This window comes from Paenibacillus sp. P4_A7 (genome assembly GCF_056402455.1).
This window is the reverse complement of the sequence record NZ_JBFUHJ010000185.1, coordinates 1-9,820: the sequence shown is the minus strand read 5'-3', so window position 1 is coordinate 9,820 and position 9,820 is coordinate 1. Positions and strand designations below refer to the sequence as shown.

Below are 9,820 nucleotides of genomic sequence, written 5' to 3'. Positions count from 1 at the left end.
ATATAATGGAGGTAAAAGTATTGATTACAGAGTTAAACACAGAACGTTTACATTTGAGAAAAATGAAGGAAACGGATTCGTCTAGCTTGTTTAAAATTTGGTCTGATCCAGATGTTACTAAATTTATGAATGTTAGTTGTTTTACTAATGAAAATCAAGCAAAAGAAATGATTACTCTTCTTGATGACCTTTCTCAAGAAAGAAAAGCTATCCGTTTCTCCATAATTAGAATAGAAACCAATGAAATCATAGGTTCCTGTGGTTATAATTCCTTGGATTTTGAAAATGCAAAAGCAGAAATTGGATATGATATTGCTAAATCATGTTGGGGAAAAGGATATGCTTCAGAAGCTATCTATTCTTTGTTAGATTACGCATTCTCATCTTTAAAGTTGAATCGAATCGAAGCAAAAGTTGAACCCGAAAACGTGAATTCAATAAAACTTTTACAAAAGTTAAACTTTACGTTTGAAGGAACACTAAGACAATATGAAAGAGTAGACGGAAAGTTTAACGATCTCAATATCTATTCAAAATTAATATCGGATTGAGTTGATTTCTGCTGCCTTTTTTGAATTGTAAGTAACTCACACGAAAACTTAATTACGGGACACGAGAGTTTATTAAAGAGAAGTCTGTTCAAAGAAGCCACCCCATCATTGGGGTGGCTTTGTCTTCATATACTAATATACATTTTTTGATCAAACTGTACTTTGTGTTTAGCTACATTGCGGTGAACCGTATCATAGTTAAAAGTGTGGGGTTTCCGCTAACGGGCTGGATGCTTCCAATATGTGCCAAAATGTAGCTAGTTAATTATACTTTGGGATGTGGTTGAAATGCATTTATCAAAAAAAGCAGCTAGCAACAAGGTTATGATCGAGTATATCGATTCACTAGAAGAATCTGATAAGAAACTAGTTCCGTTGATTATTTGTCCAGGTCTGTCTGAGACTGCAGAAGAATATCTAGATTTGCTTGAGGCGCTTTTACCAAGAAGAAGTATAATTCTATCATTTCGAGGCAGGGGGAAAAGTGATACGCCCGATAGAGGGTACAACCTGGCCGAGCATGTATCAGATATTGAAGCAGTGGTAAAGAAGACAGGTATCTCATCGTTCCATTTGTTTAGTTATTCACGTGGAGTTTCTTATGCTCTAGGCTACGTCGAAAGACACAAGGAACAGATACAATCGTTAATTATTGGCGACTATCCTCCGGAGCATCGAGCAATGCCACATGATTGGCCCGAAGATTACATAAACAACTATCTAATCCCTTACAATCGAACAGCGAATATCCGACCTGAAGCGGTAAGGGGTATCCAAAGAGAATCTACTCTAATCAATTTGGATTATTTGTCTTTGTCGATGCCCGTTTTAGTGGGGAGAGGTAAGCTTCAAGAATCGTTAATTACGGATAATGACCTTGATCGTTATAAGAAAATGTGTAGCAATATAACAGTAAAGGAGTACTTTCAGTCTGGTCATAACCTAAAAGGGCCCGAGAAAAAGTTGTTTTATACCGACGTAACTGATTTTTTAGATAAAGTAAATTGAAGAAAAAGCCTACAGTGTTTATTAATTTATATTGAGTGAATGATTGAACTAACAGGGAACGATAGCTGAATAAACTCGAAGAAACGGCAGCCAAATTCATGGCTGCCGTCTTCTCAACTAACAGGCAGGCTAGTTATAATTGTTAATTACCATCGAAGTCTTTCGAGAAATGATATAATTGTAAAATATAAGTAGATTATGGGGGTGCAAAAATATGGAGAATAGGTTGCCATTGTTTATTGTAACAGGTGCAAGCGGGTCAGGGAAAACATATGTCATTAAAGAACTACGAGGTATACTGCCAGATTTTGATGTTTTCGACCCTGATAACCTTGTTGAATTTATTGGACATGATTGGGAGAAAATGCGAAATATTTGGCTTCGTGTTGCACGAAATGTCACTCAAAGTGGACGTATGACTATCATATGCGGCACTATGATGCCGTGGGATATTGAAAAATGTGCAGACTATTCTTATTTTAAACATGTTTATTACCTGAACTTACACTGTAATGAAGAAACTCGTGAGAAACGTTTACGTGAAAGAAATTGGTCAGATGAAATGATTCAAGACCACAAGGACTTTGCAGAGAAACTGCTTGAAATTGCAGATAAAGAGTATAATCCACCAATGCCTACTATTGATACAACGGAAACGGATGTAAGCATTGTTGCATCACATATTAAAGAGTGGGTTCGGCGATATGTTTGAACTCCCTTGGTACGATAACTGAATAAACACGAAGAAACGGCTGCCATGAATCTGGCTGCTTTTTTATTGAGTATTTACGATTACCCCAAAAGATTCAGTTAACGAATAGAATTGAAGAAGCGATAGAGTTTGCCGAAATCATATTTATCGCCATTAGTGCCCATGAGTTTAGAGATTTTGCAAAACAGTTACATACTATGGGAATTACAAATAAGATCTTTGTTTTATGTATGAAAGGATAACACGAACATAACTAAATTGATTGTAAACAGCTTCGGAAGTGAAACTATACGATTTTATTACGGACAAGATTTGTTAGGAAATGAGATAGGGGCAGCGGCGAAAAATGTAATTGGAATCGCAGCAGGCATGCTGGATGGATTAGGTTATACGAGTTTGAAGGGAGCATTAATGGCTAGAGGAACAAGAGAAATTGCGAGATTGGTTAAGACAATGGGAGGGAACGAATTAACGATTTACGGTTTAGGGCATCTCGGTGACTACGAAGCAACAGTGTTTTCTATGCATAGTCATAATCGACGTTTTGGTGAGTCATTTGTAAATAATGCACCATTCGAGAAATTAGCCGAAGGAGTAGCAACCGTAAAAGCATTATTGCGATTGTCTGCTAAATATGATGTAGAGTTACCAATCTGTCAGGCTGTTTATTCAGTAATCTCTGAAGGTGCGGATCCAAAAGAGCAATTAATATGACTATTTATGAGACCAGTGAAATTAGAATCTATTTAAATAACAAAGCTTAAACTGGCAGGTTAGTGCAACATTCATATTCTCTTCAGCGTATTGAGTTACGGATAGTAAAGGAGGGATGTTCGTGAGGAATGTTCTGTTTGTCTTCTTGTTAATTACTTTCATTTTCATTTCAATTGGTTGTACTAATCGTGTAAGATCTAAAGATAAGGTTCTTATTACCTCAGAACAGATTAAACAAGCATTTGCGACGAATGATATACCTTTATCTAAGCCACAAGGTTTAAGCCCAGATAATGTTTTTATACGGACCTTGAATGGTGTCAAACCAGAAGTTTATGCGATAAATGAAGATAAGTTAGTCAGTTTTTATGTTTATTCCTCCAGCCAAGAGGCTGAAAAAGGACTAAGCGATTTTGAAAATATTCCAGCTTCTTTTGTAATGCACAGCAGAATACAAAAAGCGAATATTTTGCTTTTTTATGTTGCGGAGGACGCATTGACTAATGAACGTATTAAAGAAGTTATGGAGGGTTTAGTTGTCACGAAGTCAGCTTTTTCATTAAACTACGGGCAGGCTACTTAGAATTATGTGTTGAATTAAAGTTGGTAATTTGGATGGCAAATAATTTTTCGAAGGAGGCAAGTCTGGATGCCTATAATATGTCTGGAAGGTGCTAGCGGGGTACGGAAAAGTTCAACTTGCCAAATGCTTCAAAAACACTATAATGCTTCAATAATACCTGAAGTTAATATGCTTTTTAAACGCCCTCTGAATGCATCGAAAAGCTGGTATTTTGAGCGACAAGTGGATAGATGKCAAATAGCGCAAGAAAAACAAATTAATAATGAAATAGTTGTGCTCGATGGGGACATATTTCAACCACTATGGTATAACTGGTCGTATGATTTTCAAATATATGGACAATCATTGGAGTTCATTGAAAATTTTTATCATGCAGAAATTAAAAATGGGAATATATACTTTCCCGATGGTTACTTTTTGCTATTTACTGATACAACAGAATTGAGACGCAGGAAAGAAAACGATTTAAATCGAAGTCGTTCCAATTTTGAAGAACATTTACTTATGATTGAACCACAAAAACGTTATTTTGAATTCATGAATAAAGATGTTTCTACCTATGTTAAGTTAATTAGAGCAAATACAATAGAAGCAAATGTTAGGAGTATAATCAGGGAAACATCAGACTTTAACCCTTCTGAGAATCCAAGCTTTTCTTTGGATAAGTTTCGAAAAATTACCGAATGGTTGTCTATGAATAAGGCAAATGGTTTAGATATTTAATGCTTACGGAAAACAATAGTTGAACTAACAAGGAGCAGTTCTCCACGGAGCTGCTCCTTGTTTTGTTAAGCTAACTGGAGGATTAGTGCAACCATTCCAAGAATGGAACGTCTAAAAAGATAAACAACCACGGAGGTAAGAATGAGTGGATTTATAAAGTGGGGGGTAATAGTTGGGCTAGTATTTCTAATTCTTACTGGATGTGGCAAAGAGGCCACAGGTGATGAAAAAGCAGCCGAGCAATACGTTGAGGAACAAGGTTATAAAATTACTTCACGCAAAGGCGAAATTCATAAGTACGATTTAGACAAAAGCAAGCTTTACGGAAGTACAGAATCATTACCATACCAGCAGATTTGGAGTGTTCAAAACCTAGAGCCCGATAAGTATTTTGGGAAAGAAATAACGATTTATAGTTTTACTGTGAATAATCATCCCTTGAAAAATATTTTTAAAGTCGAAACCAATGTTTATATCATGCTTTGTGAAGGAAACGTGATAGGCGGGTATTCATTTCCTGATGCAGAAATGAACGGAGGAGTATATTCGTTAAACGGTAAAACCCTAGAGGAAGTAACAGGAATGACTTTCAAAGAATGGACTGAAAATTGGAAAAAGAAATACGGTAGTTGATGGCACTTTATTGGGGTCCAGGCTATCCTCTCAAGTCGTCAAAAAGCCTTCTCAATGTAAAGCAGGCAATATATCAGTTGATTTAGCTCGTGCCATTCGATCTGAAGGAGAACGGGCCATTGCATTAGTGCAAGAAGGCCCTTCATCATTCTATGATGTTTGGGAGAGATGGTTGCCTCCGATAGAATGGCAGATTCCTAAAATGCCGCTGGCTTGGGACGCAAAAAACTAAACTAGGGTGCTTGAATGTTAGTGTTTACGAATGTTCAATCAAGTTCTACTAATGGGGAACTCACCCAGTTTTTGATTTATAGTATATAGCGCGCTTTCTTCATCGATATCATTGCTGATCATCTCTATGAGTCCCTCGCGAACGATTTGGTGGCCGTCCCAGTCAAGCTCAAGCTTATTCTTAAGCGGAGGCGCAGGCGCATGCATTGAAAATGAAGCAATATTTTTCCCATAGTATAGAGGATTATTCATACCAAATTCCGCATGTATCCGTGGATCTGTTAAAGAAGGACGGAATCCGTTACGTGCAATGCTCGTCTGATGTTCATTTTCTAATAGATAAGAGATAACCTCAAAAGCAGCATGGGGATCCGAACAATTCTGACTAATGGCAAGACCAAGTCCAGCGATATTAGCATTCCATGCAGGTCCGCCCACATATATCGGATAGGACACGATATCCCATTCAAAATTCAGGTCTTGGGGTTCAAAACAACTTGCACAGATCATTCCCATTGCAACAGATTGATCACGAACAAAATATCCATTCAAACGAAATAATTTTTTTCTGTTCGAAAGGATATTTCCTTCAAGAGAATAGATCTCCTTGAGAGTCCGTGCTATTTTCATCCAATTCGGATGAAGTAAATTAGGTTTACCGGTTTTCGGGTCAATATAATGGACAGCCAATTGCATCCGCATGAGGGCTAAATCAGCCGGGTCAAAACCGTATATGATCTCCCCACCTTTATTAGCTGTAACTCTCTCGGCAAGAGCTATTGAATCCTCCCAAGTCATATTGTCAGATGGATAAGGAAGATTAAGTTTATCGAAAATACTCTTGTTGTAAAAAAGAGGGTACTCATTCGCATTATTGTATGGCAATGAAAACACTTCTCCGTTCTCATCTTTCCCCCAAGCAACTAAATTTGGTTCGAGTCTTTCAAGAGTAGCTTCAAGTGAGTTTGATAACAAACGAAAGTCCAGTAACTCACCTTTTTCAAATAATTGCTCAAGTTGATAATGACCTATTAGATATATATCAGCTTTCTCTACTGAAGATCTAAACTCAATTTGAATGTTGTTGAATGCTTTTTCTAATGAATCTTTAATTTCCTTATTATAACGATCTTCTGTTAAGTCAGTCTTAATGGATAGGGTAACCATTAACTAATTCCTCCTTCGATTTTTCAACTAATTTATGTATAATATATATTTTAATAGAAACTAGAGTGCATTAACAGATGTAAAAGTCATGGTCTTGTCGTACTTTGTATTTAGCTTCTTTTGGGGGTGGGTTTCAATGAAACTATCTAATATTGATTTGGAAATTCGACTACATAAAAAGTCAGATTCAGATTGGATTGTAACAATGATCAACCGCGATCCATTTCATATGTTAAACGGATTAACTGTCGAAGAGTTCGAGCAGGATTTAGACGAACCAGGGGAAAGAATTCGAGAGAACACTTTTGTTGTAGAGTATGGGCTGATAGCCGTCGGTTATTTTTCATTATGTTTTGTCGATCAGAATACACATATCGCAGTTTATTGTTACGCGACAGTTGACGTGGATTGGAGGAGGCGTGGAATTGGTACAGCGATTTTTAAGTTTATATTCACTCGACTCAAAGGTATCGCGCGTCAAGAGGAAAAACCAATTCACTTCATTCATCGTGCGTTGACGAGTATTTCTGGAGAAACGACACTTGGAGTTAATTATGGAATGCAGGAGCAAAGTACCTTGGAAATATTGTGTCTGAAAACCCTGAAAGACTTGAAGACCTTGAGCGGTCCTTCACAATTTCGATTTCGTACTCCAGTTCTTGAGGATTCGAATCTTTGGGCTGAAATATATAACGATGCATTTGGTGGTAACAAAACTGTTGAGAGCGTAGCCTATGAATTTCAAGGAACTAGTTTCTCACCAACTTTGTATTTACTATGTACCAATGAAGTAGGGATTCCAGTCGGTCTTCTCTGTTCGAATCTTAKAGGGAATCATGCTCGAATAGCAACTATTGCGGTAAAGCGAGAATGCCAAAGACGAGGTATTGGGGAGAAAATGGTATCCGAAATATTACAGCGACTGAAGTACTTGGGTGCGGATGATGTTCGGCTAAGCGTAGATAGCAAAAACAACACAGCTAAATTGCTATATAATAAATTTGGTTTCCAACAGGAATATAAGAGAGTTCACTATGTTGCTATCATAGACCCAGATTGAAAGTTCTGAGACAGAAGGATTGAGAGACTAAGAGATGTTATTGCTCCAGTATTAGATTTAGAACAGAACGATTGACACGTTTACGTTTATGTGATTAAATGGAAAAAATTGAATATTAGAATAAAAGCAATGATGGATAAGGTTGTATAAACCGCAGTAAGAATGATGAACAAGTGCCTTCAGAGAGCCGGTGGGTGGTGTGAACCGGTGCATTCATCTTTCCGAATTACAATCCGGAGTTGGAAAAGTGAAAATGAATCAATTCTGAGTAACTTTTCTCGGCATAATGCCGTTATTAAAATAAGTGAAAGAAGTTATGCATGCTTCTTTAATTAGGGTGGTACCGCGAGACAACCTTCTCGTCCCTTTCGGGATTGAGGGTTGTTTTTTTTGTTTTTATAAAAGGTCAGGAGGAACATAGATGGACACAATGAAGCAACTTTCGGAGGAACAAAAACGAGAGGTTGAACGGCAATTGAGTATCATTCGAAGAGGAACGGTTGAGGTCATACCTGCGGACGCACTAGTACAAAAGATTGCAACATCAATCGTATCGGGGAAACCTCTTAAGGTAAAACTTGGGCTCGACCCTTCAGCACCGGATATCCATATTGGACATACCGTGGTACTGCAAAAGCTTAGACAATTCCAAGACYTAGGTCACGAAGTACAGTTGATCATAGGCGATTTTACTGGACGAATCGGAGACCCTACTGGGAAATCAGAGACAAGAAAACAATTGACCGAGGAAGATGTAAAACGAAATGCAGCATCCTACGAAAAGCAAGTGTTCAAAATACTTGACCCTCAAAGGACAAAGTTTCATTTTAACTCTACATGGCTCGAAAAAATGAATTTCCAAGATGTATTGGAGTTAGCTGCTAAAGTTACTGTTGCACGAATGTTGGAGCGTGATGACTTTGCAACGCGATATTCAAATAACCAGCCCATTCACATTCACGAGTTTTTTTATCCACTCATGCAAGGATATGATTCGGTGTCGCTTGAAAGTGATATTGAGATTGGCGGTACTGATCAAACCTTTAATATATTGATGGGTAGAACGTTACAAGGCGCTTTTGGTTTTAAAGACAGTCAAGTGGCTATCCTGATGCCATTACTGGAGGGACTCGATGGAATCCAGAAAATGAGCAAAAGTCTAGGTAACTACATCGGTATTGACGAAACCCCAAATGAAATGTTTGGCAAGACCATGTCGATCCCGGACAACTTGATGCTTAAATATTTTAGACTTAGTACGAGCATTACAAATGAGGAGCTTCTGAAGCTTGAACAAGGCATGAAAGAAGGGAATGTTCATCCTCGCGATGCTAAAGTTCAACTTGCCAGAGAATTTGTTCGTATGTATCATGGCGAGCAAGCAGCTGAACAAGCAGAGCAACATTTTATCACAGTATTTCAGAAGCGTTCCATTCCCGAAAATATTGATATTATGCATTTGAAAAAAGATATTCTCGAAGAAGGGAGTATTTCAATCATTAAGCTTCTTGTTACACTCGGATTTGTTTCGTCAAATAGCGATGCGAGACGTAGTGTTGTTCAAGGTGCTGTTAAACTAAACGGAACGAAGCTTCTTGACCCTAATAAACGAGTAGAAATTAATAGTGGTGACATTGTTCAGGTAGGCAAAAGGAGAATCGCCAAAATTGATGTTGGCTAGTACGTCAAAAAAGAAGGAACCAACCTATCCGAGACCGAAGTGTAAATACCTATATATGGAAGAGGTGAGAAGTATGGAGGTTAAATTTCGCCATATTGCGCGTGCGATAATTGTTCATGAAAACAAAATATTAATTGCTCGTTTGAAAGGAGCCCATTCTTTTTTACCAGGTGGAGGTATTGATTTAGGAGAAGGGGCTCAAAATGCATTAAAAAGAGAACTTTATGAAGAATTGGGTGCTAAATGTACAGTAAAGAGATTCATGGGGGTAGTTGAAGCACACAGGCTCGATGAAAAAGGTGCCCTCCAACATGAAATCAGCCATCTCTTTGAAGTTAACTCTGAAGATTTGAAATCTGACTATACACCCATTTCAAAGGAAGAACACCTTGAGTTTTATTGGATTGACTTAAACACGGAAAGTATAAAAAAACATAATGTATTGCCCGAATTTTTACAGGAACATATCGTGAGATTAAATATAGAGCAAAACTGTGCGTGGATAACTAATTTCATACCTAAAGAATAAACGGAAAACTTATTACGCTAAATAATTTGCAATTAATGTGAAAGCAATTGGAGGTAGCATGAGGAATTGTCCAAACTGTTACAGTAACAAAATAAAACAAACCACATCTATTTTAACTAGAATATTATTATCCGTTTATATATTTTTATCCTTCCTATTTTTCACTGGAGATATCTACTATGAAACATTACTTGCTTTGATACCGTTAATAATTCCCTATTCTAATAT

12 protein-coding genes and 1 other annotated feature are annotated in these 9,820 nt (G+C 37.4%); of the genes, 11 read left to right on the top strand and 1 reads right to left on the bottom strand.

Translation table 11 applies throughout. The annotated features are described in order from the left end of the window. Positions 1 to 20: 20 nt before the first annotated feature. From AC1DWN_RS19800 to AC1DWN_RS19765, 8 genes are all read left to right on the top strand, one after another. On the top strand, positions 21 to 551 hold the full coding sequence (locus tag AC1DWN_RS19800; RefSeq protein WP_477560625.1) for a GNAT family N-acetyltransferase: 531 nt from the start codon (positions 21 to 23) through the stop codon (positions 549 to 551). A gap of 288 nt (positions 552 to 839) precedes the next feature. Continuing rightward, complete coding sequence (locus AC1DWN_RS19795; protein ID WP_477560623.1) at positions 840 to 1,559, top strand: alpha/beta fold hydrolase; 720 nt, start codon at positions 840 to 842, stop codon at positions 1,557 to 1,559. A gap of 214 nt (positions 1,560 to 1,773) precedes the next feature. Continuing rightward, positions 1,774 to 2,271 (top strand): DEAD/DEAH box helicase family protein, encoded by a 498-nt coding sequence (locus AC1DWN_RS19790; protein WP_477560622.1) that lies wholly within the window; start codon positions 1,774 to 1,776, stop codon positions 2,269 to 2,271. A gap of 65 nt (positions 2,272 to 2,336) precedes the next feature. Beyond that, positions 2,337 to 2,513, top strand: a complete 177-nt coding sequence (locus AC1DWN_RS19785; RefSeq protein ID WP_477560624.1) for a hypothetical protein — start codon at positions 2,337 to 2,339, stop codon at positions 2,511 to 2,513. A 16-nt stretch (positions 2,514 to 2,529) separates the two neighbouring features. Then, the gene (locus tag AC1DWN_RS19780) at positions 2,530 to 2,985 is read left to right on the top strand and encodes an NAD(P)H-dependent glycerol-3-phosphate dehydrogenase (protein ID WP_477560621.1); all 456 of its coding nucleotides are present in this window, start codon (positions 2,530 to 2,532) and stop codon (positions 2,983 to 2,985) included. 121 nt (positions 2,986 to 3,106) lie between these two features. Next, entirely contained in the window at positions 3,107 to 3,568 is a 462-nt protein-coding gene (locus AC1DWN_RS19775) for a hypothetical protein (protein ID WP_477560620.1), read from the top strand. A 66-nt stretch (positions 3,569 to 3,634) separates the two neighbouring features. Further along, the gene (locus tag AC1DWN_RS19770) at positions 3,635 to 4,291 is read left to right on the top strand and encodes a nucleoside/nucleotide kinase family protein (protein ID WP_477560619.1); all 657 of its coding nucleotides are present in this window, start codon (positions 3,635 to 3,637) and stop codon (positions 4,289 to 4,291) included. 141 nt (positions 4,292 to 4,432) lie between these two features. After that, entirely contained in the window at positions 4,433 to 4,924 is a 492-nt protein-coding gene (locus AC1DWN_RS19765; protein WP_477560618.1) for a hypothetical protein, read from the top strand. Positions 4,925 to 5,194: 270 nt separating this feature from the next. Here AC1DWN_RS19765 and AC1DWN_RS19760 read toward each other — a convergent pair whose 3' ends face one another. Then, positions 5,195 to 6,322 (bottom strand): ABC transporter substrate-binding protein, encoded by a 1,128-nt coding sequence (locus tag AC1DWN_RS19760; RefSeq protein WP_477560617.1) that lies wholly within the window; start codon positions 6,320 to 6,322, stop codon positions 5,195 to 5,197. A 136-nt stretch (positions 6,323 to 6,458) separates the two neighbouring features. Here AC1DWN_RS19760 and AC1DWN_RS19755 point away from each other — a divergent pair, with 136 nt between their 5' ends. The 3 genes from AC1DWN_RS19755 (at position 6,459) to AC1DWN_RS19745 (ending at position 9,592) form a co-directional block, all read left to right on the top strand. Then, positions 6,459 to 7,382, top strand: coding sequence for a GNAT family N-acetyltransferase (locus AC1DWN_RS19755; protein ID WP_477560616.1), 924 nt, complete (start codon positions 6,459 to 6,461; stop codon positions 7,380 to 7,382). A 120-nt stretch (positions 7,383 to 7,502) separates the two neighbouring features. Continuing rightward, positions 7,503 to 7,752 (top strand) — a binding site (T-box leader). Between the two features lie 51 nt (positions 7,753 to 7,803). Beyond that, positions 7,804 to 9,063 carry a tyrosine--tRNA ligase gene (gene tyrS / locus AC1DWN_RS19750; protein ID WP_477560615.1) on the top strand — a complete coding sequence of 420 codons (1,260 nt, stop codon included), beginning with the start codon at positions 7,804 to 7,806 and terminating at the stop codon, positions 9,061 to 9,063. A gap of 73 nt (positions 9,064 to 9,136) precedes the next feature. After that, a complete protein-coding gene (locus AC1DWN_RS19745; protein WP_477560614.1) occupies positions 9,137 to 9,592 on the top strand; it encodes an NUDIX domain-containing protein in 456 nt (151 codons plus the stop codon). Positions 9,593 to 9,820: the final 228 nt, after the last annotated feature.